General features: G+C 59.2%; 20 protein-coding genes. 4 read left to right on the top strand and 16 right to left on the bottom strand.

All coding sequences use genetic code 11. The features are described from left to right. Positions 1–3: 3 nt before the first annotated feature. Positions 4–651: an MliC family protein gene (locus tag D8U73_RS14535; RefSeq protein ID WP_130904864.1), complete on the bottom strand. Its 648-nt coding sequence runs from the start codon at positions 649–651 to the stop codon at positions 4–6. A 294-nt stretch (positions 652–945) separates the two neighbouring features. Here D8U73_RS14535 and D8U73_RS14530 point away from each other — a divergent pair, with 294 nt between their 5' ends. Beyond that, complete coding sequence (locus D8U73_RS14530; RefSeq protein WP_056855366.1) at positions 946–2,391, top strand: mechanosensitive ion channel family protein; 1,446 nt, start codon at positions 946–948, stop codon at positions 2,389–2,391. Between the two features lie 13 nt (positions 2,392–2,404). Here the strand turns inward: D8U73_RS14530 and D8U73_RS14525 are convergent, their stop codons facing one another. From D8U73_RS14525 to D8U73_RS14510, 4 genes are all read right to left on the bottom strand, one after another. Beyond that, on the bottom strand, positions 2,405–4,123 hold the full coding sequence (locus D8U73_RS14525; protein ID WP_130904863.1) for an FAD-dependent oxidoreductase: 1,719 nt from the start codon (positions 4,121–4,123) through the stop codon (positions 2,405–2,407). 71 nt (positions 4,124–4,194) lie between these two features. After that, positions 4,195–4,515 carry an NIPSNAP family protein gene (locus tag D8U73_RS14520; protein WP_130904862.1) on the bottom strand — a complete coding sequence of 107 codons (321 nt, stop codon included), beginning with the start codon at positions 4,513–4,515 and terminating at the stop codon, positions 4,195–4,197. Continuing rightward, a complete protein-coding gene (locus tag D8U73_RS14515) occupies positions 4,484–6,262 on the bottom strand; it encodes an FAD-dependent oxidoreductase (protein WP_130904861.1) in 1,779 nt (592 codons plus the stop codon). The genes D8U73_RS14520 and D8U73_RS14515 overlap by 32 nt, the downstream gene beginning before the upstream one ends. A gap of 33 nt (positions 6,263–6,295) precedes the next feature. Further along, on the bottom strand, positions 6,296–7,114 hold the full coding sequence (locus tag D8U73_RS14510) for a shikimate dehydrogenase (RefSeq protein ID WP_130904860.1): 819 nt from the start codon (positions 7,112–7,114) through the stop codon (positions 6,296–6,298). A 145-nt stretch (positions 7,115–7,259) separates the two neighbouring features. Here D8U73_RS14510 and D8U73_RS14505 point away from each other — a divergent pair, with 145 nt between their 5' ends. Then, positions 7,260–8,033, top strand: coding sequence for an IclR family transcriptional regulator C-terminal domain-containing protein (locus D8U73_RS14505; RefSeq protein ID WP_130904859.1), 774 nt, complete (start codon positions 7,260–7,262; stop codon positions 8,031–8,033). A 75-nt stretch (positions 8,034–8,108) separates the two neighbouring features. Here the strand turns inward: D8U73_RS14505 and D8U73_RS14500 are convergent, their stop codons facing one another. The 3 genes from D8U73_RS14500 to D8U73_RS14490 form a co-directional block, all read right to left on the bottom strand. Beyond that, the gene (locus D8U73_RS14500; protein ID WP_130904858.1) at positions 8,109–9,404 is read right to left on the bottom strand and encodes an OprD family porin; all 1,296 of its coding nucleotides are present in this window, start codon (positions 9,402–9,404) and stop codon (positions 8,109–8,111) included. Positions 9,405–9,521: 117 nt separating this feature from the next. Next, positions 9,522–9,977 (bottom strand): type II 3-dehydroquinate dehydratase, encoded by a 456-nt coding sequence (locus D8U73_RS14495; RefSeq protein ID WP_130904857.1) that lies wholly within the window; start codon positions 9,975–9,977, stop codon positions 9,522–9,524. A 15-nt stretch (positions 9,978–9,992) separates the two neighbouring features. Next, a complete protein-coding gene (locus D8U73_RS14490; protein WP_130904856.1) occupies positions 9,993–11,348 on the bottom strand; it encodes an MFS transporter in 1,356 nt (451 codons plus the stop codon). 166 nt (positions 11,349–11,514) lie between these two features. Between D8U73_RS14490 and D8U73_RS14485 the strand changes: the two genes are divergently transcribed. Next, positions 11,515–12,399 carry a LysR family transcriptional regulator gene (locus D8U73_RS14485; protein WP_130904855.1) on the top strand — a complete coding sequence of 295 codons (885 nt, stop codon included), beginning with the start codon at positions 11,515–11,517 and terminating at the stop codon, positions 12,397–12,399. A gap of 50 nt (positions 12,400–12,449) precedes the next feature. Here the strand turns inward: D8U73_RS14485 and D8U73_RS14480 are convergent, their stop codons facing one another. Further along, positions 12,450–14,729, bottom strand: a complete 2,280-nt coding sequence (locus D8U73_RS14480; protein WP_241668524.1) for an ELM1/GtrOC1 family putative glycosyltransferase — start codon at positions 14,727–14,729, stop codon at positions 12,450–12,452. A 283-nt stretch (positions 14,730–15,012) separates the two neighbouring features. Here D8U73_RS14480 and D8U73_RS14475 point away from each other — a divergent pair, with 283 nt between their 5' ends. Next, the gene (locus D8U73_RS14475) at positions 15,013–15,822 is read left to right on the top strand and encodes a phosphocholine cytidylyltransferase family protein (RefSeq protein ID WP_177435525.1); all 810 of its coding nucleotides are present in this window, start codon (positions 15,013–15,015) and stop codon (positions 15,820–15,822) included. Between the two features lie 16 nt (positions 15,823–15,838). Here the strand turns inward: D8U73_RS14475 and D8U73_RS14470 are convergent, their stop codons facing one another. The 7 genes from D8U73_RS14470 to lptF form a co-directional block, all read right to left on the bottom strand. After that, entirely contained in the window at positions 15,839–16,672 is an 834-nt protein-coding gene (locus D8U73_RS14470) for a metallophosphoesterase (protein WP_130904853.1), read from the bottom strand. 63 nt (positions 16,673–16,735) lie between these two features. Beyond that, the gene (locus D8U73_RS14465; protein ID WP_130904852.1) at positions 16,736–17,497 is read right to left on the bottom strand and encodes an aspartyl/asparaginyl beta-hydroxylase domain-containing protein; all 762 of its coding nucleotides are present in this window, start codon (positions 17,495–17,497) and stop codon (positions 16,736–16,738) included. Between the two features lie 38 nt (positions 17,498–17,535). Continuing rightward, positions 17,536–18,501 (bottom strand): hypothetical protein, encoded by a 966-nt coding sequence (locus D8U73_RS14460; protein WP_056855361.1) that lies wholly within the window; start codon positions 18,499–18,501, stop codon positions 17,536–17,538. Positions 18,502–18,516: 15 nt separating this feature from the next. Further along, entirely contained in the window at positions 18,517–19,488 is a 972-nt protein-coding gene (locus D8U73_RS14455) for an acylglycerol kinase family protein (protein WP_241668523.1), read from the bottom strand. Further along, on the bottom strand, positions 19,478–20,584 hold the full coding sequence (locus D8U73_RS14450; protein ID WP_241668522.1) for a CDP-alcohol phosphatidyltransferase family protein: 1,107 nt from the start codon (positions 20,582–20,584) through the stop codon (positions 19,478–19,480). Before D8U73_RS14450 ends, D8U73_RS14455 begins: the two co-directional genes overlap by 11 nt. Positions 20,585–20,700: 116 nt before the next feature. Further along, entirely contained in the window at positions 20,701–21,783 is a 1,083-nt protein-coding gene (lptG, locus tag D8U73_RS14445) for an LPS export ABC transporter permease LptG (protein ID WP_130904850.1), read from the bottom strand. Next, positions 21,780–22,853 (bottom strand): LPS export ABC transporter permease LptF, encoded by a 1,074-nt coding sequence (gene lptF, locus D8U73_RS14440; protein WP_130904849.1) that lies wholly within the window; start codon positions 22,851–22,853, stop codon positions 21,780–21,782. The genes lptG and lptF overlap by 4 nt, the downstream gene beginning before the upstream one ends. Between the last annotated feature and the right edge of the window lie 6 nt (positions 22,854–22,859).

The following is a 22,859-nucleotide window of genomic DNA, read 5'->3' as shown; positions in this document are numbered from 1 at the left end:
ACTTCAGCCCGTCGGTTCAGCCGTACAGGTCAATATTCCCGAGCCCGGTTTCTGGAACAGGACGCCATTGCCGTCCTGCCGGAAACTGTAGGTTCCCTGCAAATCCATGCCAATGTATTGAGTACCAACGTCACTCGGCACCTGGTTCAAGGTGATCGAGCTATTGGCCCACGCCAGGTAAACGACACCTGGCTGGGTGGTGAAGAAAGTCGCGGAAACCAGTGCGTTCAGCCCGTTACAGCGAAATGCCAGAGGGCCTTCGGTGAGTCGGTATGGGTCTTTGGTCCTGACGATTGCCGAACCTTGGCGCAGCTGGTGCGCGCGCTGGGCATAACTGCTGATCGTGCATGCCCGGGGGTCAGGCCTGGAGGCACATTGGTTACGGGCATCGACCCAGAACTGCTGGTCGATCAGTACTTTATCCGGGCGCGGAACTGAATGTTCATCCGTCAGCGCCAGGCGATAAAGACGCATCAATTCGACATCCATCTGCGCCAGTTGCGCGTCGCGACAGATCAGCTTCTCGACCGTAGCCGTTGCCTTGGTGCAATCGTAACTGGTGGCAAAGGATGCGGCTTGGGTGCAGGGGACCGTCACCAGGCAAACGCTGGCAGCGGACACAGCGGCCAAGCAGGCTATGAGCGTTTTCATGTTGGCGTCACCCAGATCACCGGATTGCCTTGGGACCCATCGATCCGTTGAGTAGTCATTGGAACGCGGCTGTATCGCAGTGTAAGTCAGTGTTCAGAACTTGCCACGCCGACTGACGGCTGGGTGCGCGCAAAGGGCTGGCGCAGAGCAGCCACAAAAACTGCACTAAGCCACCTTGGGGGACATGTTCACGCGCAATCCGCCGACCTCTTTCGGCCGGCCTGACTATCCTTCAAAGGTCGGATACAGGTCCGCAGTAGCGCGGCGACCATTGGCTGGAGCGGGAGATGCCCGATGTTGTCCTTGTTCTCTGAAAGTCCCTTGATGGGCGGCCTGCTCCTGATCCTCATTGATATGGTGATGTGGCGTGTGGTCGGTTCCCACCGGTACAACTGGAAAGTACTTGCGCGGGTGGTGATTTTTACCTTGTACAGCGCGCTGTTGTTCCATCAAGGCTTGAGCCCATGGGAGCCGGGGCCTGCGGTCGATGACGCGACGCTGCAGTTCGCGACCACCGTGCTGCAGATCATGTGGTGGCTGTTCGGCGCACGCACCCTGACAGTCATCATCGGTGCGGTGATGATGTACCGGGTAGGGCACACCGGGCGCTTGCTCCAGGATCTTCTCGGCGCAGTGATTTTCCTGGTAGCGGTCATCGCCGCCCTGGCGTATGTGCTCAATCTGCCGGTCAAGGGCGTTCTGGCAACGTCCGGCGCCTTGGCGATCATTGTCGGTCTGGCCCTGCAAAGCACCCTCAGCGATGTGTTCTCCGGGATCGTCCTGAACACCACCAAGCCTTATCAAATCGATGACTGGATCGCCATCGACGGCACCGAAGGCCGGGTGACCGATATCGACTGGCGTGCCACGTTCCTGCAAACCTCTCAGGGCAACATGATCGTGATCCCCAACTCGATGGCGGCCAAGGCCAAGATCACCAATTTCAGTCGGCCCAGCGATATGTTCGGGGTCTCGATCAGCTTGCTGATCAGCCCCCTTGTGCGCCCGAACCGGGTGTTCGATGCCCTTGAACGCGCGGCGCAAGGCTGCCGCATCCTGTTGACCAAACCGGCACCGAAAGTGACGATCAAGAGTACCGGTAGCAATGGCGTGGAATACGAAGTCAGCGGCTTCGTGGTGTCGATGGATCAGAAGCGCAATGTGCGCAACCAGCTCTACGATCTGGCGTATCGGCATTTGCAGGCGGCCGGTATCAACTGGCTGTCGACTGTCGAAACCAGTTTGCCCCCGGTGCAATCAAAAGCCCGGGGCTTGCTGGACAACGCGAGCATTTTCGCGACAACGTTGAGTGAGGAAGAAAAAGACGACGTCAGCCAGGCCATGACCCGGCAGATTTTTCAGCCGGGAGAAGTGATTTTGCCGGCCAACCAGGTCAGCGATCACTTGTATATCATCGAATCGGGCGTAGTGACGGTGGCCTTGAGCCGCGCCGGAGTGAAGTTCGAAGCCGGGCGCATGGGCCCCGGCGAAGTGATTGGCGAAGGCGGGATCGTCTCGGGTACGGCGCTGCCAGCGGAATTTGCCGCACTGACGTTCTGCAACCTGTACCGGATCGACAAGGAATTCTTCAGGCCGTGCGTTGAGGCCCGCCATGACATCGGTGAAGCGATGAAAGCGTTGCTGGATTTCCGCTTGCAGATCGCCCACACCATGACCCAGGAAGAGCCGAAGGCCATCGAGAAAAAAGGCTTTTTGCAATGGTTGCGTAGACGGGGGTGATGGGCAGGATGGCTTACTCATCGGCCTGGCCTGCGAGTGTTTTTCCCGCTATGTAGGCGAAGGTCATGCCAGGCCCGAGGGTGATACCACCGCTGGGGTAATAACCGTTCATGATGCTGTTCATGTCATTGCCCACGGCAAACAATCCCGCAATCGGCGTTTGATCGTTGCCCAGCACTCGAGCGCAGGCATCAGTCTTGAGTCCGGCGAAAGTGCCGAGGCTGCCGGCAACCAGCTTCACAGCATAGAACGGGCCGTGACGCAGGCTGCCCAGGGATGGATTGGGACCATGCAGCATTTCACCCTGGTTTTTGTTGTACAGCGATTCGCCGCGCCGAAACGCCGGATCGCAGCCTTTCTCGGCAAATCGATTGAATGCACTGACCGTGGCATGCAGTTGCTGCGCATCAATCCCGCATTGGCTGGCAAGTCCCGCTAAAGTCGAATCCTTGAACAGATAGCCCATGCGAACATAGGACTGCGTCGGGAATGGAAAGGGTTTGGACCAGCCCAGGCCATAGCGCCGCTGCGCACGATGATCGCAAATCAGCCAGGATACCGGTGGTTCTTCCGGTCCGCAGGCATCGAACAGTGCTGACATGAAGTCATGGTAAGAGTCAGCCTCGTTGACGAAGCGCCGCCCATCCGGACGCACTGCGAGAAATCCCGGTTTAGCCCGTTCCATCAAGTGCGGGAAGCCACTGAAACCACCGTCCTCCCGTGGCACCCGAGAGACTGGAGCCCACGCTGCGGCATGCGCCAGGTCGGACGCCATGCCAGCCCCGACACTTTCACCCAGCCGCAGGCCGTCGCCGGTATTGCCCTTGGGGGCAGCGCTCAAGTGTTCGGTGCCGACAGGTGCGTGGGCGAAGTGGTGGGCGATTCGCTGCCGGTCGTGGGGAAAACCGCCACAGGCCAGCACCACACCACGTCGTGCCCGGATGTCGCTCAGGCGTCCGCTGTGCTCGAAGCGTGCACCGACCACACGCTGATCCTCTAACAGCAGATTCTGTACCGGCGATTCGGTCAACAAGCGCACGTTACGGTCCACTGCGCTTTTGAGCAGCCTGGCTACCAGTGCATTGCCGTTCACCAGGTGCATGCTGCGGCCGTGGCATATCACGTCACGGACGTGGCGCAGCAGGCGTTTGCCGCTATACAGCAGTGATCGTGCAGATCGGCTCGCATTGAGGAAATGATTGAGATCGGCACCACCGGCAATGCCCATTCCGGCGAGACTGATGATGTCGAGCGGCCGCCGTAATTTATTGATCCAGGGTCCCAGGCGACGGCCATCGAATGGCAGGGCACAGATCGAACGGCCGCCGCTGGCGAAGCCTTCGCTGGCATGAAAGTCAGGCATCTTGCTGCCGGAGAAAAACCGGACGTCGGTATGGCTGTGAAAGAACTCGACCATCTTCGGGCCTACTTCGAGGAACTTCTCCACTCGCGGGTCGAGTACGTCGCTGTGCAGTTCATTGCGCAGGTAGATCCGCGCCTGTTCGAGGTCCTCCATAAACCCTTCGGCGACGGCCAACGGGTTGCGGGGAATCCACAGCCAACCGCCCGACCAGGCGCTGGTGCCGCCGAGCACAGGCTCTTTTTCGACGACGATGACTTCGAGGCCCAGCTCGGCACAGGTGACCGCAGTCGCCAGGCCGGACGCACCGGATCCGATGACCAGGACATCACAGATAAGGTCGTCGACAGCTATCGACGGCAAGGCGCGCATGGCGATCTCCTTTGTTGTCTTTATCGGCGAGGCTAGCCGCTCTCAGGTGAAAGCGGCTCAACCGGCGATGGTTATGTCAACGGTGAAAAGTCAGTCGGACGCAGCAGGCGCGATTCCAGGGTCACCACGGCGTCGAGTTCCTTGTTCTGCCGGGCAAAATCCTGCCAACGAGGATCGGCCGCCATGGCATTGCGCCGGGCCATTCGATCGTCGAGGCTGGAGTAGGCCCAGATGTGCACGACCTGGTTGACCTCGCCAATTTCGGTGGTGAAGAAGCCGACCAGATTGCCCAGGTGCTCCTGCTGTACGGTCAGCGCCGCGTTTTTGTACAGGGCCAGCCAGTCGCCGAGGCGGGTCGGTTTAATCGTGTAGGTGCGCAGTTCGTAGTACATGCTGTTCTCCAGTGCGAGGGTCTTCGGTTGCATTGCGGTCAAGACGGGCGGCGATGTCAGTGGCTGCGAGATAACCAAAAGTGATGCCAGGGCCGAGGGTGATGCCGGGACCCGGGTAGGTGCCGTCCATGATCGAATTCATTTCATTGCCCGCCGCATAGAGGCCGGGGATCGGCGCGCCACTGCGGTCGAGTACGTTGGCCTGGCCATTGGTGACCAGTCCGCGGGCGGAGCCAAGGTCACCGGTAAACAGTCGAACGGCATAAAACGGCGGCTTGCGCAGCGGTTTCAGGCACGGATTGGGACCGTGCAGCGGGTCGCCCATGTAGCGGTTGTAGGCGCTGCTGCCTTTGCCGAATTGACGGTCGACGCCTTGGGCGGCATCGGCGTTGAACTGTGCGATAGTCTGCTCCAGCGCATTGGCATCGATGTCTGTCAGCAGCGCCAATTCGGCGATGCTGTCTGCGCGCAATAGATAACCGGCGTCGATCAAGGCACTGTTATCGACCGGTCGCGGACGGGCCAGGCCCATGCCGTAGCGGTTTAGAGCTTGGTTGTCGCAGACCAGCCAGCAGGGCGCGTTGGCACCGCCGTTGGCGAACATGCCTTCGACAAAGCAGTGATAGGAGTCCGACTCATTGACGAAGCGTCGTCCGGCGCGGTTGACCGCAATCACTCCGGGCTTGGCGCGATCGGTCACCAGGTGCGCAAAGCGCTCGACGCTGCCATCGACTCTGCGCAGCACCGAAACCGGTGCCCAAAAGAAGTTCGACGAAAGGTTGGAACCGATAACTGCATCGGCCGTAGCGGCCAATCGCAGTCCGTCTCCGATGTTGGTGGGCGGTGACATGCTCCAGTGTTCAGAGTCCGAAACGGGCCGTTGTTCGGCGGCCTGAGCACCGGCGGCGAACCCGCCCGTGGCTAATATCACGCCGCCTTTGGCCAACACCTTGCGGGTTTGTCCACGCCAAGATATTTGCACGCCTTTTACTGTTCCCTGTTCCATCAACAGAGATTCGGGCGATGCTTGGAGCCACAAGTCGACGCCATTGTTGAACGCCGTAGTGGCAAGGCGCGCGATCAAGGCATTGCCTACCGTCAAACGCGTGCCGCGGGGGTGATTGAGGCGGTCGATGGCATAGCGTCCCATCAGTTTCAGGCAGTGCCAGAGGGATTTTGGCGAGCGCTTGAAGCTGAGAAAATGTTGGATATCGACCCGATTGACCATCATGCCGCCGAACAGCAACATGCCATCTGGCGGGCGCTTCAGGTCCTTGAAGTGCTCACCAAGCTTGCGTGCGTCGTACTCATCGATCTCCAATGCACGGCCGGTCTGCGTGCCACCGGGCAAGTCCGGGTAATAATCGGGCGACAGTGGCCGCAGGCTGTATCGGAGTTCGCTGTGGGCCTCCAGGTAACGCAGGGCTTCGCGGCCATTGTCGATGAAGGCATCGACCAGCGTCGGGTTGTAGCCGGCACCGATCACTTGCTTGAGATAGCGGCGCATTTGTTCGGCGCTCAGGTGATGCCCAGCGGCTCGCGCCTGATCGGTGTCGTGCAGCCAGACCGCACCGCCGGAAATCGCCGAGGTACCGCCGAAGGCGTCGGCCTTTTCCACCAGCAAAACCTTCAGGCCGCGGCAACTGGCGGTCACCGCTGCGGCAAAACCGGCGGCACCACTACCGAGGATGACCACGTCGTAGTGCAAGTCGGCACCGGTAGGCGGTTGGGTAGTCGTGTTGTTCATTGTCTTTCACCTCTCGAGGACATGGACGCAAAGTCAGATCTGCAGCGGCGTCACGCCCATGAAGTGGCCGAGATTGCCCAGTTGTGCCACGGCCATTTCCGGCCCGGTCTGGATGCGGCAACCCCGATTCAGAGCGAAGGCGAGAAACGGTGTTACGACCGGCGACGTCACGACATCGGCGACCAGCGTCGAGCTTTTGAGCGATTGCATCAGGGTCGGCGCCAGCGGCATCGGGCCTTCATCGCTGGTGGCAGCCATGCCGACGGGCGAGGCATTGACCAGCAGATCGAAGTGCTCGAGCGAGGCGGGATCAGTGCTGATTACGGTATCCGCAAAGGCACCGCGCAACAGTTCGCTGAGCACCTGCACCCGCTCCGCGCTCAAATCAGTGATTACCAAATGGCTGACACCGGCCTGACACAGCGCATAGGCAATCGCGCTGCCGACACCTCCGGTACCGATGACCAGCGCCTGTTTGCCTTGCGGGTTGAAACCCTGCTGGCGTGCAGCACTGAGGAAGCCTTCGCCGTCGACGATATCGCCCACCAGTCGACCATCGTTCTCGCGTCGAATGACGTTGACCGAGCCCAGCACTGCCGAACGTTCACTGACGCTGTCGAGACGGCCAGCGAGTAGTTGTTTGTAGGGAACAGTGACCACACAACCGCGCAGGTTTTGCCAGCCGCGCAGGGTCTCGATGAAGTTTTGCAGGGCGCTCGGGGCAAGATCGATCGCCAGCATGGCAATGTTTTGCTGGCGGTCGGCAAACCAGCGGTTGAAGTTTTCCGGCGATTTCACCTGGGCAACAGGTGAGCCGACGATGGCGACCAGTTCAGTCGAACCCTGAATCATGTGATGCTCCCGCTTATTGGCTGTGTTGTGAGCCAGATACTGCGGGGGGAGTGGGCGCTGAACAATCGAAGGCAAGGGCGAATACGTTGATAAACGCAGCGTGACTGCGATAATCGCACTCTTCGCTCAATAAAGAGTTCAGCCGATGAAGCAGCCCACCATCCATCAACGGGATCTGATCGTTGGCCTGCAAAAAGGCCTGGCGTTACTTCAGCTGTTTTCCCAGGAACACCCGCGTCTTAGCGTGCCCGATGCGGCACGAATGACCGGCATGACCCAGAGCGCTGCCCGGCGCTTTCTGCTGACGCTGGTGCACGATGATTTCGCGCAGACCGATGGCCGTGAGTACTGGCTGACGGCCAAGACCCTGCGTATCGGCCAGGCGTATGTCGACTCGGCAGTGCTGCCGCGCATGCTGCGACCGATCGTCGAACAGGTGGCACGAACCACTCAAGAGCATGTTTCGGTTGGCGTTCGCGATGGTGACGACATCGTGCATATCGTGCGTAGTCGCTACAGCCACATAACGTCGATGTCGATCCGCCCGGGATCTCGGGTACCGATGTATTGCACGGGCAGTGGTCGCCTGTGGCTGGCGAGCCTTTCGGCGCAGGAACTCGACGCCTATTTCGACCGTAACCCTCCACAAGCCATTACGCCTTACACATTCACCGATGAAACGCGGATTCGCAGTGAAATCGTCTTGGCGGCGCAGCGGGGCTATGTGCTGGTGGATCAGGAATACGAAGTGGGCATGCGAGTGTTGAGTGTGCCGCTGATTGATCGGGCAGGGCAGTTGCAGGCGACCTTGACGCTGACCACTCATGCATCGCGCATGAGCATCGAACAAATGCGCGAACGCTATCTGTCGGCGTTGTATGAAGGGCAGGCGTTGCTTAGGCCGATCATGACGCTGTGACACCTGAGTGTTGATGGCCGAAAGCTGTCCATCACAAGCGACAGTCTCGGCCCGCAACGTGTTACTTGAGTCGCATCACAACAACGAAATCGGATAGCTGACAAAGATCCGGTTTTCGTCGAATTCGTTGGTGCTGAAGTCTCTGCGAATGCTGGAGTTACGCCACTTGACGCTGAGGTTTTTCAAGGCACCCGACTGGATCACATACGCCAGCTCGGATTCGCGGCCCCACTCTTTGCCATCCGTGATTGCCCCCGTGTGCACATTGTCGCCGCTCAAGTAGCGGTTCATCATCGTCAGCCCCGGGATACCGACGGCGACGAAATTGAAGTCGTGGCGTACCTGCCAGGAGCGCTCCTGTGCATTATCGAAACTGGAGTTGTAGCTGTCGTTGGCCAGCGTGCCGCCACTCGCACCATTGACCCGCATCCAGGCGGTATCGCCGGTTAGCTTTTGCAGGCCCACATAAAACGTGTTGCCACCCAATTTTGCGGAGAACAGGCCGAAAGCGGTCTTGTTGTCCATGTCGCCGGCCAGGCTGGCACCGTTTTCCTTGCCGGTGAAAAAGCCCATGTTGGCGCCCAGCGTCCAGTCGCCCACCGGTTGGCTGTGGCTGAGACTGAAGTACTGTTGTTGATAGATATCTTTGAGTTCGTCGTACCAGAGCCCAACTGTCGTGCGCTTGTCATTGAAGGTGTACTCACCTCCACCAAAGTTGAACCGGTCGGAAGTGAACGCGGCTTTGCCGTTCATGGACATGTCTTCCATGCTGGCATCGTTACGCGGGCTGTTTTGACGAATTTGGCCACCATACAACGTCAGCCCACCGATTTCCTGGGAGGTGATCTGCGCGCCACGAAAAGTCTGCGGTAACGAACGGCCATCGTCCGAGCGCAGGATCGGCAGGGTACTGACCCACTCGCCGACTTTCACCACCGTTTTTGAAACCTTGGCCTTGGCGGCAACCCCCAGGCGTCCGAAGTTGTCGGCGGGGCGCCCATCGTCGTGGATGGGCAGCAGTTGCGTACCGCCAGTGCCTTTTCCACCATCGAGTTTCTGTGAATACAGCCCCAGCACATCCACGCCGAACCCGATTGGACCCTGGGTGTAGCCGGAGCGGGCGTCGAGGATAAAGTTCTGCGTCCATTCCTCGGCTTTGTTCTGCGGTGCGGCGCTGTTCGGGTAGGCGGGATTGACGAAGTTGCGATTGATGTAGGCGTTGCGCAAATTCAGGGTCGCGGTAGCGCCTTCGATAAAACCGCTGTTTTCATCGGCATGAACAATACTTGCCGACCCAGCGCTAATTGCCAGGGTCAGGCCGATGAGGGCGTGGTGCGCAAACTCATTACGGCAAAACAAGGTGTGGCGCATGGTTGTGCTCTCGCAGTGAATTATTATTTTTTTCAAGTTTTAAACTGACGCCTGAATTTCGGGCGCAGGCGGCCCTGGCAACCCGTGCCAAGGGACCGCCGGAGAAGCGTTTAGCGATTAAGCGTTGGGCGCCTGGCGACGAAGCAGGTCGTCAATGGCCCTGAGTGCGAGGGGGTAACCGTCGGCGCCCATGCCGCAGATCACCGAATTGACCACGCCGGACATGATGGAGTGACGATGCAATTCGTCGCGAGCATGGATGTTCGACAGGTGCAGCTCGATCAGCGGAGCGTCGATCAACTTCAGGGCATCCAGTACGGGAATCGAGTGAAACGAAAGACCGGCCGGGTTGATGATCACGGCAGCGCCCTGTTCGAAGGCTTCTTGAATCCAGTCGACCATCACGCCTTCGTGATTGGTCTGACGAAAGTCGCAGACCAGGTCAAGTTCCTCGGCCAGTCGTTCACTGCGTTGACGAATCTGATCGAGCGTGGTGTGACCGTAGATGTGCGGCTCACGACGACCCAGCAGGTTCAAGTTCGGGCCATTAAGGATGAAGACGGTGCGGTTCATGGTCGTCCTGTTGCGTTATTTGGAGAGAAGGGCTGAAGCACGAGAGTCGACGGCGTCGTCTTCAGCGAAGGCGTTGAGGTCGATGCCGCGGGTTTCCGGACCGATGACGATCATTGCCAGCGAGATCAGGTTGATCACGGCGCACAGCGTCACCAGAGGCCATGGCGAGTTGTTCGACTGGCTCATTAGCCACACGGCGATCATTGGCATCGGACCACCGATCACCAGGTTAGCGCCGGTGTAGGCCAGTGCCGAGCCCGAATAGCGGACCTGGGTCGGGAATGCTTCGGCGAATGCCACCGGTTGAATGCCGCTTTGAAACTGGGTGAAGCCCAGAAACAGCCCCATGATTGCCATGATGGCGGCGACGTTCAGGGTGTTGAGGATTGGAAAATAGACGAACAGGATCAGCAGGGTCATGCACGAACCGAACGCCAGAGCCTTTTTACGGCCCCATCGATCCGACAGATAGCCACCGGCCAGCGCACCGAAAATGGCACAAATGTTAGCCACCATCAGCGACATGAAACCGGTGGACTGGCTGAAGCCCAGATGTTTGGTCAGGTAGCTGAGGGAGAAAATCACGATCAGATAGAACAGCGCAGCGGGCGAGCAGAAGAACAGCATCAAACGCAGGATGGTTTTGTAGTGGCTGCCCACTGCGGATTTGAGCGGACTTTTTTCCTGCTTGACCGGGGTCTTTTTCAAAGCAACAAAGGCGGGGGTTTCATCGACTTTCAAACGAATGTAGATCGCGACCACCACCAGTACGAAGCTCATCAGGAAGGGGATTCGCCAGCCAAAGCTTTCGAACTGTTCGCTTGAAAGCGTCGCAGCCAGGCCCATCAACACACCGTTGGCCAATATCTGGCTCAACGGTGAGCACAAACCGAGCATGCCGGAGTAACGCCCGCGGCGGTCGGGGGACGCGTGCTCCAGCGCCATCAGTTGCGCACCGGTAGACTCACCGCCCAGCGCAAAGCCCTGAATAATCCGCAGCAGCACCAGCATGATCGGCGCCCAGATTCCCACCTGGCCATAGGTGGGTAACAACCCCATCAGTACCGAAGCCAGACCCATTAAGGTCACGGTGGCCAGCATCAGGTTGCGACGGCCCAGTTTGTCGCCCAGGTAACCACAGGTAATGGCACCCAAAGGTCGAGCGGCCAGGCCGACGCCGAATGTTGCCAGCGAGGCGAGTAGGCCGGCCGTTGGCTCCATGGCCGGGAAAAACAGTTTTGGCAGGATGGTCGCCGACACGGCGCCATACAGGGTGAAGTCAAACCATTCCAGGGCGGTGCCAATGGTCGCGGCGGTCACCGCTTTGCGAGGCATGCGCGAATCATGAGTCTCGTGACTGGTTGTGCTCATTGAGGTGCTCGTCATTGTTTTTATGGTTACGGGGTACCCATACGATTCCGTTCGAGCTCAGGCGCGAGCAGGAAACGTCGAAGTGGGTAGACATTAGCGCATCCCCCCTACAGAATAATTATCGAAATCAAGACAAATAGATAAGCCAGCCTTATGGGTGAGATTCATGGAATTGCGTCATCTGAAAGCTTTTGTCGTCGCGGCCGACTTGCAGCACTTCAGCCGGGCGGCTGAACAACTGGGCATTGCGCAACCGGCGTTGAGCCAATTAATGCGCACGCTTGAGTCGGAGCTGGGCCTGGCACTGTTTCGTCGGGAAAACCGCGGCGTTGCGTTGACCGCCGCTGGCGAGGCTTTCTTGCCGCATGCGCGTCAGTCCATCGAGTCCAGTGAACTGGCGACTGCCGCTGCGCGCCGTGCCCGGCGCGGTGAAGTTGGCGAGATAAACATCGGTTTTCACTCGGCGTTGTTCGAGGCCAATCTGCCGCGACTGTTGCGGCATTACTTCAGAACGTTCCCGGAAGTCAAAGTGTCGCTGGTGGACGCGGGGATCCGCGCGCAGTTCGATATGTTGCTGGATCATAAACTCGACCTGGCTTTTGCCAGGGTGTTTAAAGATCACTTGCCGGATCGTCTGCGTACCCATCATTTCAGTCTGTCCAGGCTCGTCCTGATGATCCCGGATAACCATGAACTTTCGGACAGTTTCAGCGGAGACCTGGCCACTCTGCGCCACGAGAAATTTGTGTTTTTGCAGGATAGCGCCGGCATTGGCCTGACCTCACACACCCTCCAGGCATGCCGGCAAAACCAACTGCACCCCGAAAACATCATGTATGTACCGTCACTGATGAGCATTCCCGGTTTGGTGGCTGCCGGCATCGGCCTGAGCATTGTGCCGGAAACGATGAGCCGGTTGACCATGCCGGGCATTCGGATCGTGCCGCTGTCTCAACCGGAAATGGTCAGTGAGCTGTCACTCATTTCACGTATTGATGAGCGTTCCAGTGCGGTGCTGCACTTTATTGAAGAAGCCCATGGGTGGGGATGAACGCCGTGCGTTCGAGCCAAAGCATGTTCGGTATCCTGGCTTCATTCCGGTCACGAACCTGACGGCCGCTCGCCAATGATCAAGCCGCGAATGGCGTTGATCGCTCGTTCGCGGGCGCTTTGCAGCGCTTGTGGAGACAGCAGCGGCGGCTGCAGAGGGCCTTGTGACAAGGGCATCACGCCGAGTGCGAGGTGCGCCTGTTCGAATTGGCGTTCCCGCCTGATCAAGCCGCCCGACACGAGTTTGAAATAGAACCTGCTGAATCCCTCCTGCTGCTTGGGCGTGCCACGCACCCCCGTTGTCCGGTCAATCACTCCCAGGCGCTGTTCCAGTGCGTGGCGAAGTCGGGCTTTGCGGTTGCGTTGGATCGGCAACGGAAAAACCGCGACCGGGCGTCCGGTCATGCAGGCTTCCGTCAGCATTGAAAGGCTGTCGCCGGTGACGATAAAACCATCGGCCAGGGCCAGAAACGCAGGATAAGGATTGTCTTGGGTCTCACCGAATCGATACGACCAGCATGGAACGTCAATGACCGACAGCAAGGTATCGGTGGTCGTTGCGGATGAGCGCGGGCTGGTCGATAACAAAATCGAGCCACCCATGGCTTTGACCGCTGCATTGGCTTCAACACCGAGTCGTTGCACTGCCTGCGTGTCCATGCAGTAGGGAGAGGCGCTGGCTCCCACGAGTACGGCGATCCAGGGGCGCGGCAGTGAAGCGAAACGCTGTCGCCATTGCTCCAGTTGCGCCTGATCGAGAGCACGCGGGTTCATGTATGGCGCAGGGAGGTCGACAACGTTATCCGCCAGGGCCAACCCATATTGCGGGGTGGACAGGACCAGGTCGAATCGCCACAACGGAACCTGGGCACGTCCCACATGCACCAGTTGTGTCGTGCCTTTGGAGCGATGTTTGATCCATTGGGCAATCTGGGCGCTGCGTCGCCCCGAACTGAAGACCAGGTCTGGCCAAGGTGCGTTCAGGCCAGGAATTGGCCGTCTGGGCAGCTTGCTTCCCAGCAGGGCGTCGAGCAGATAAGAACGCGGTGGAATGGTGATCCGTTTGCATTCGTAAGGCCAGCCCAAGGCGTCCGCCATGGCCATCAGCTGCGCATTGTCACCGGCATGATTGCTCAGCAGCACCCATACCTTAGGACTTTCGGCGGTATTGAGCCGCAGCGCATAGTCAGCGACGAAGCGCTGCGTGTGCCCCTTTTCATCGACGCAATCGAGCTGCCAGCACCGATCGGGATAACGCCGCGCGATGCGTCGCAGAAGCCGGCGCCAACCGCTGACAGAACTGATCATCGAGCCATCGCCACTGAGCCTGGCCTTGACGTACAGCATTCGCGTGGCCAGTGCGAACAGGCGATCCACGACCCAAGGCAGGTCTTCCGGTGCCAGCTTTTCAAGATCATGCGCAGCGATGAAATCCTGAGCAGGTAAATCGACCTGGCGCAGCTGTTCCACATCGAGTTGCCGAACAGCAGGGCCGAATGCCGGCGTTTGTTGCCACGGCCCGATCAGCCCGAACTTCGCACACTGCAGGTTACGGCTGCGCAGCATGACATCCTCTGGCATCAGCGCCGGTTGTGCAGTGGCTTCGCGCTTGAGCTGGAAGAATCGCGGACTGGGTTCGGCTGCCGTGTAGAGCTCATACCCGGTTGCGTCTGCCGCTTCTTCAAGGCTGAGGAAAATTTCGGCATAGGGATGGATTTGATAGCTGTATTGGGCAGGCAGCGGTCGCCAGGGTTGTAGATGCAGCGTCGTGTAATGCAACAACCGGGATTCGCCGTGTTTGTATTCCAGGTCCCGGGCGTGCCAGATGGCATCCAGTATTCCGAAGTTCCCCGGAATGTCTGACGCAGCTGCATGCAGCTTTTTCTTACTGATCGTGGTGGCTGCTTTCATATTCCAGCAACGCTGCATCCGCTCGCAATCGATGAGCATGACTGCCGTTTCTCTGGGCGCGAGCGCCAGATAGCCGTGTTCACCCATCGGTTGGTCGAACAGCTCGGCCGGGTCGGCGGTGTAGAGCTGATCGACGTCGTTGTACAACGCGCGGCCGTGGCGCCCGGCCAGGTCCGGAATAGCGAAGCGATAATTGGTGAAACCGGTACGCCAGCCGGTCTGATCGAAACCGGGCAGGCCAGTCATGCGGTAAATTTCGTAGCGCCGATCCGGGTTTCGCACTTGCGCCAGCGCAAAGACAAAAATGCGTTCGGCACGGTACTGCGCAGGCTCGGTCCCAAGGAATATACGCACGGCGGGGGCTTGCGGTGCGCCGGCCCTGGCCGCCAGGACTATCGGCTCGATGCGGGGAATCGCCACGGGTTGCCCACTGTTCGTTTCGACGATGGGGTCGAGGGTGTCAATGCTTGAGGATGGCTGTACTGAACCCTCCAAGCGCATGGGCGTTTCCTCCGAAAATTGGTTTTCAGAAGCATAGAGCGAAAATCCGAGGCGTCGAGAATAAAACTTCGTCGCGATACTGATTGAATTGAGCCGATGGGCGGGCGTCCTCAGTCCAATCATTGATCTAGTCTACCAAGCACGCCCTCACTGATCGAAGGGTGCTAGTGGTTCAGATCCTGGACTTGGGGAGCCTGGAAATATGGGGTTATTCGAACAACGCACCCGTACAACCGCAATTATTTTGAGTGCCGGACAAGGACGACGGCTACTTCCATATACAGCGAATTCTCCCAAATGCCTGATCGAAGTCGGCGGGCTGCGGGTCATTGAATGGCAGATTGATGCGTTGTTGGCTGCCGGAATAAGCCGGATCACCGCCGTGATTGGCTACGGGGCAGGCCAGGTTGAACAGGTTCTGAACGAGCGCTATGGGCCGGGCGTCATCTCGACGATCTACAATCCGTTCTTCGAGGTCGCCGACAATCTGGCCAGTTGCTGGATGGCTCGCCATGTCATGCATGATGATTTCATCTTGCTCAATGGCGATACGTTGTTCGAACAGCCGGTGCTGGAGAGGCTGCTGGAGGCGCCTGTCAGACCGATTACACTCGCGATCGACAAGAAGTCGGCTTATGACAGCGACGATATGAAGATCCAGCTCGCCGGTGAACGGATCAGTGCTGTCAGCAAGCAGATTGCGCTCGATAAGGTCGACGGGGAATCCATCGGCATGATGCATTTCCAGGCGGGCGGAGGACCGTTGTTTCGCAATGCGCTGGAAGAAAGTATGCGCCGTCCCGAAGCCCTGCAAATGTGGTACTTGAGCATTATCGATTACCTCGCAGCGACGACAGGGCAGGTGTTCGCGCAATCCATCGAAGGACTGGACTGGAATGAGCTGGACTTTCCCGCCGACCTCCAGGCTGCGCAGGCAATGGTCGAGTTTTGGGCGGGCCGCAAATATGGCACGGCCTTCTCCCTCGCTGAGGAAGCGAAGGAGAGTTCCTGACGGTGACGCAACCCCGTTAATTTGCGCTCGCAACCCCGGGCAACAGACAGTCGCAGCGAATTTCTTCGCAGCGCTCGAATGCGCTTTGCAAGGAAGAGTATTCCCAGCGCTCAACGTTAACTTGCCTTGTCAGTTTATCCAGATGGATTCGATTGAATGAGTTAGGGGCATTGCCACGCAGGCGTGACGAGAGCGTGGTGCCGGCCTGCACCCCCCAGATTTCCTTGGACAGCCCGGCATATTGCGTGCTGAGTGCCAGCACATAGGGCAGATGGATATGCCCTCCCATCACCACATCGAGCCCCGACGAAGCCCAACGCTCCAGTGCAGCCCGTGCACCGATCTGCAAATTGCGCCGGTCGGACGCGACGATAGCGCCGAACGGTTGATGAGCGACAACGATGCGCAACTTTTGCCGATCGCACCTCTGCAGTCGCTCAGACACTTCCTCGACTTGTCGGGCAGTGACCTTGCCTGCCTTGCGCCGTGAAGGATGCGTTGTGTTCAAGCCGATGATCAATGCATCGTCATTTTCGAAAATGGGTGCCAGATTGCTGTCGATGTACCGGTGATAATTCCCATAGGGTGAAAACACGCGCGCGAGCAGGTTGTACAGGGGGATATCGTGATTGCCGGGAATCGTCAGCACCTGAGGTATTCCGTAATCCTTGATGCGCTGGATGAATGCCTGCGCCGAGGCGAACTGAGCGCGTCTGGCGCGTTGCGTAATGTCCCCTGAAAACAGCACCAGGTCGGCGCCATGCGCCTTGACGTGCGATTCAAAGGCTTGCATGACGAGGGGCAGTTCCGTGCCGAAATGCGTGTCGGAGATATGCAGAAGACTGGTCATCGTTGTTGGAAATCCTCTGTGCCGGGGCGTGCTGGGTGCTTACTGAGGGACCCGTGGGCGTCGCTATGGTTCAAGACCAAGCTCCCAGGCACGGTGGTTGCGGCGCGCGTCCTGAATGAACGGCGACCAGCGAATCAGCCGGAGCACAATCCTGTTGAGCAACGTACCCCGCGCATTGAGCGGTCGTTCGACGTCGAGAAACAGAACCACGCGAGTCCCGGTCGTATCGTTCCAGACTTGATGCCGGTAGGTGTCATCGAATATCAGGCATTTGCCACTTTCCCAATGGCGGATCTGATCGCCGACCTGGATTCGGCATCGTTCCCGGGGCTCAGGCACCACCAGCCCCAGGTGCACGCGCAGCAGCCCGTTGTAAGGGCCTCGGTGCAGGGGAATATGTTTGCCCGGGGCCAGGATCGAAAAGAACGCGGTAAACATGCCCGGTATGGCTTCGACGATTCTCGTGGTGTCAGGGCAGCGGGCGCAGTTCTTGTCCATCTTGTAGCCATAGCCGTAGAGGAAATAAGTTTTCCACTTGTCGTCCTGGGTAATGTTGCGTTGATCTTTAGAAATGTCTTGAAAATTGGGCAACCGGTCGCGGTCATCCAGGACGACTTCGAGCTCCTTGAGAATGCTTGGCCAGTTCGCTTCCAGCTCCGTCACCCAGGCAAACTGTCGGGGCTCGAAGAAAGGGCTGTCGCCCACCGTGGAGTTTCGCAGGATTGTCTTTTCCAGGCGCTTGATGATCCACAAACCGAACGCCACGCTGGGGCGATGTTTGCGCTTGGTGGGTGGGGTGCTGACGCGTACGTTGTCTCTATCCATGGTCGCCCTCTGTTGTTCGAGTCGGCAAGGCGCATTTCTTAGCGTAGCCGGCGGCTTTTGAGCAGGCGCCAGAGCAGGGGCCAGCCAAAGACCAGTGGAAAACGACGCAACCGATGAGTCACGACGATGGGCTCACCCAAGTGACGCTCCAGCTTCCAGACAAGGTAGTCGACACCGTTTTCGAAGGTAAAAAACGATTTGACCAAGCGTGCCACGTTCAAGGTTCGTCCCTGAATCCGCCGCAACTTCCACAGTCGCTCATGACGGCGGCGTGCTGCCGGCGGACAGAGGTTGCGATAGCGATCCGTTGCGTGCGCACAGACGGCCATTTGCTTCACCGCAGGCGCTGCGGCTTGAGTGATGCGCGAGTAATAATTCATGTCATGCCTGACCAGCTGCCTGGGCCGATCGGCTGATTCCGGGCGCAACTCGGTCCGGTAGGTCAGCGAAAGGGATTGTTCCCAAAGCGTAAAACTGTCGAATTGATCCGGTAAATGAGCGATGCAGCGCCCCAGCAGCGTCATCACCGCTTGAGCCAACGCAAAGTGGATACGCCTTTGCGTTTCCCCGTCCTTGAAATAAACCAGTCGGCACGGTTGGGCGAAACGGCCCCAGAGGTAGCTTTGGAACCACGAACGAGTGCCTGTCTCGAAGTCCTGCAGCGAGAGAATGGCGCATTTTGCGTGGAGCATCCGGCCATCGGGCGTTGCAGCGCTGATGACGACTACCGTAGGCGGAAGCCATGCATTGGCCAGTTGTTGCAAGCGTTTGGGATGAGCATGCGCGTAACTGTCAACCAGCGCATACAAATCGACCATGCCATCACTCAGATCGCCATTGCGCAGACAAGAACCGTAGACCAGCAACCCAACCAATGCACCGCCCAGGCGTGCATGCACGGCCTGGGCGATGCCGTCCAGATCAGCGGGCATCGGCTGCGTGCATTGCGCCCTGACCTGTTCGAGCAAGGCCACGGGCGGCGGTAGGCAATCAAAGGCTCGCATCGGCTCTCAGGGGTCCTAAAAGGTCATGAAGCGGATCGGGGCCGTGGCGGCCAGGGTGATCGTGCCTTGTGCTGGAAAAATTTCACCGTCGAGCACGTATTCGTCAGCGCCACCGAGATCCATCCGGGTGAAATTGTGGCTGAAGTAGCCATCTTGCTCCTTGATCAGCGAGACGGCCCGGCCCCAGAGCAAGAGCGGCAGGACCAGGGCCAGGCGCCGGGGCCGATGCGCGATGGCGGTCAGATGTATGGGCTGCGGTTCGGTGCCCCAATAGGGTCTGCTTCCGGCAAGAAGACGGTCCAGGGTGGTGGCAAACACCACCAGCCAGTCACGTTCCCAGACACCACGATGAGTGCCCAGGCGGGCGGGCAACGCGCAAAACAGGTCGTGTGGCAGGTTGTGCAGCGCAGAAAACAGCATTCGACCCAAGGCCAGTGTCGGCCCCAGCGCCCCGGGTACGCGCTTGGGCCGCAGCGTTCGATGGTAGTAACGCACGCCGTTCACGACTGCGCCGACGCCGAAGAACATTCCGAATTGCGCCGCATGTTGCAACCCGCTATCAACGCGAAGCGCAGCACGCGATACGACTTTTGCGGCGGTTGCATCGCCAGCGAGCCAGGCGGATAAGCCCGTCAAGGCCTTTTCGGCGCTCAGGCGCGCCCCCAGATCGATCGCGCTCATATTGGTGGTGCCACCCGGAATGACCAGTACGGTTGGCAGGCACGCAGGTTCTTGGCTCAGCAGAAAGGAGATCGCGGCCTGCAAGGTCCCGTCGCCACCCACAACGACCAGCAGGTCACTCTCCCGGAGCTGGAAGTCGCTCACGGCATGGGCGATCTCATCGGCCGAGGTGGCTTCGAGCACAGAGGCGCCGGGGACGTCGCGGGCGAGCAGACGAAACCTGGGCAAGGCACGTCGCAGGGTGCCGCTGCAAGGGTTGAGCAAGATGCCGATTTTCTGCGGCCGCGGACAAGCGTCACGCATCATTGAGGCCCGAGCGCGGCGCAAACATTCGCACGATCAGGCGGTCGCGTTCGGCGGCCATGTCGATTCGGCTGAGCCAGGGCTGCGGCGGGTGGCCCCGGTGTTTCAAGACAATGGCGGACACTGTGCGAACCCCCAGCACCAGTGTCGAAACACAGGTCCAGACGGCCACCCAAATCAATCCCGTGTCATGGGCATCCACCGCCCACAGACAGGTCAGTATCAGTAGATTGGGATTACGCCGCGCAGTGACAAGCCTGTTGAGCGAGTCGAACGGGCGCCACAGAAACATTGAAAAGGGCGCGGCGAACTTGAACGCACCTTCGCACAACCGACCTGCGACATAGCCCAGGAAAATGGCCCAGAGCACGGGGTTGAGCGGTATGTCCGAGTCCCAGGTCGCCGCATAGCCCATTCCCCAGGCGATATACCAGAGCGGCGGGTGAATCAGGTCCAGGCCATGGTCGAAAATATTGCCGAAGCGGGTGGAGGTGACAGTGACACGTGCCAGTTTGCCGTCGACCGTATCGAGAAACGTCATCAGCCAGCCGGCCACCAGGCCCGCACCGAAATGCCCGTGCCAGAACAGCACACCCGCCAGAATGGCCAGCACATAGCTGGCTGCCGTGACCTGGTTGGGGCTGAGCCCAAGCCGCACGCACCAGACGGTGGCCCAGCGCGCCGGGACAGGCCAGATCGCTCGGGTTATGAAGTCGGTGACACCTTTGTAGGATCCGTTGAACAGCGACTTTTCAAGGTGCGCTTGATTGCTGTCGGTGATTTGCGCGACCCACGGAGGATCGAACTTGCGCAGTTGGGTCTGCATGGCGGTGGCCACGGTAGCGGGAACCACTTTACGCAATCCGCCGACGGCGTCGGTATCCAGGCTGGGCAGGTGCGCGAGTCGCTCCACGCTGGCATGGGCGGCGACGATGGCGCCGGTCTTGGGGTCTTGCAGGGCGACCTCAGGCGTTTTCAACAACCCCCGCAACACCCGATCATCGTAAAGGTAATCTTCGCGCAGCAGCACGACCTCGCCTTGTGCCGGCAATGGCTCGCCTGCATCGCAGAGGTGGGCGTCGGGAAACTTTGCGAGCATACGGCCCACTCGTTCTCTGGAGGTGAGGCCCCACAGACGCACCGGGCTGCTACAGGTCAGGTATACGGGAGTCTTCATTGTTCAGCGCCCTGTTCATTGAAATAGCGTGGGCAGTCTCAGCGACTGCCCCGGTCCATGTAACCCACCATCCCGATCGCCACCGCGAGCAAGACCAGTGCCGGCCCCAAGGTAGTGATCAGTGTGTTCATCTTTAGCAGAAGACCAAGGTTTACGATGATCTGATTACTTACATAGACCATTAACCCGACCAGCGCACCCAACGCCAGCCGCGCCCCCAGGTTGGGTGAGCGCGGTTGTGCGAAGGCAAACGGGATGGCGAACAGGATCATCGCCAGGGTCAGGATCGGCCGCCCGAGTTTTTGCCACATCGCCATTTCATATTGCGCCGAGGGCTGGCCCGAACCTTTGAGGTAGGCGATGTAACGATAGAGTTGGCGCACGGACAGGCTTTCAGTCGGCAGGGTAATGTCGCCCAGTCGCGCTCCGCCAAAAATCGAATGCCAAACCATATGATCGAGTTGCTGTGTCGTTTCGGTGCCCTGATCCCACTGTTTGACCTGGACGTTGTTCAAACGCCATTGGCCTGCGTCCTGTATGTCCGCCGACTCTGCAAAGAGGTAGGACACCAGTGAGTGGTCGTTGTCGAACCGGAAGATTTCGATATTGACCGGCAGCCGTTTGTGCTGAAGATTGCCCACCCGCACGATTTGGTCGTCCTGGCGAGCCCAGACGCTTCCCTGGTCGTTGCTGGCCTGAGCACCGGCGGACATGGCTTCGTTGCGCAACTCCAGGCCATTTTGCTGCAGGGGAGAGGCCACCCATTCATCCAGCGCCGCCCATGCCAACGCCAGCGCGAGCCCGGCCAGCGTCGCCGTGAACCCGATGCGGGCAATCGACAGGCCAGTGGCGCGCATGACAGTCAGTTCCTGGGTGGCGGCCAACTGCCCGAGCGCGGCGATGCCGCCGAGCAGGGCGATGAACGGGCCCAGCTCGACGATACGACGGGGCAGGGTCATGAAGACGACTTCGATGGCCTGGCTCAATCGGTAGCCGTCAGCAGTCACATCATCGAGTTCGCCCACCAGGTCGAGGGTGGTGAACAACGGCAGCAACAGCGCTGCGGCAGCGGCGAAACCGAAGAACACATGACGGGTGATGTAGCGATCGAGGATTTTCATCGCAGGCCGAACCGAAAGAGTGCCAGATCCCGCGCCAGGAAAATCAGCAGCGCCAGACTCATCAACAGCGGCACGATCCACAACCCCGGGTAAAGGGGCAAGGTGCTGTTGCCCACCATTGTCTTGCAGATGTCCGCTGCGTAATAAATCAGGGCGAACGCGACTGTTACGGGCAGCAGGGTGGCGAATCGTCCCTGTCTGGGCCGGGTGCGGCTCAACGGAATGGCGAGTAATGCAAGGATGGTCGCGCTCACGCCCCGCGTCTGGCGCCACTGCAGTTCGGCCTTGTCCAACGGTGCGCTGGAAGCCTCCAGCACCTGGTTGGGAGCCGCCTTGCGCTTACCTTCGGCAGCCCTTTCGATGGGCAGCAAGTGCAGCCGCATGTGCTCGAATTTTTCTGAAATATCCTTTGAGGTGCTGTGCTTGAGCAAGTAGGAATGGCCTTGCGTCAGTTCCACGACCGGATCGTCTGGATCGGGATCCAGAATGCGCGCTTGTGCGGAACGAAACACACGGGTTTTCGAGTCGCCCGGGTCATAGATCAGTACATCGTGGAGCCGGCCATCGGTGCGATCGATCCGCTCTGCCAGAATCATCCTGCCGTTTTCGTTATTCAGGTTGAAGCGTTGCGCTTGCAGATGATTGACGTCCAGATCTGTTCGCGACTGCTGTTCCAGTACATAGGCCTGCGTATAGGCCCAGGGGCGCCCGTAAAGCGAGAGCATGGCCACCGCCAGCGAGATCGGTATTGCCAATAACAGGACAGCCCGATAGATGCGCAGCGGGTTTGCCCCCGAGGCCGATATCGCAATGATTTCGGAATCGTGGCACAGGCGCCCGACCGCCAGGGTCACCGAGGCATACAACGCCACCGGCACCAGCATTTCCAGCGCAATCAGTACCTTGTAGAACACCATTTGCAGCACGGCCTGCAAAGCGAGGGTTCCCTGTACCGCGTCAGACAGGTAGCGCTCTGCGGAGTAACTGGCAAAGATGAACACCAGGATGCTGACCATCACCAACACCGGTCGACGGATCTCGGCGATCACATAGCGTTCGATCAGAAACATAATCCG

Source organism: Pseudomonas sp. Sample_22, from assembly GCF_004307635.1.
In the GTDB taxonomy this organism is placed as follows: Bacteria; Pseudomonadota; Gammaproteobacteria; order Pseudomonadales; family Pseudomonadaceae; genus Aquipseudomonas.
This window is presented reverse-complemented; position numbering and strand designations above follow the sequence as displayed.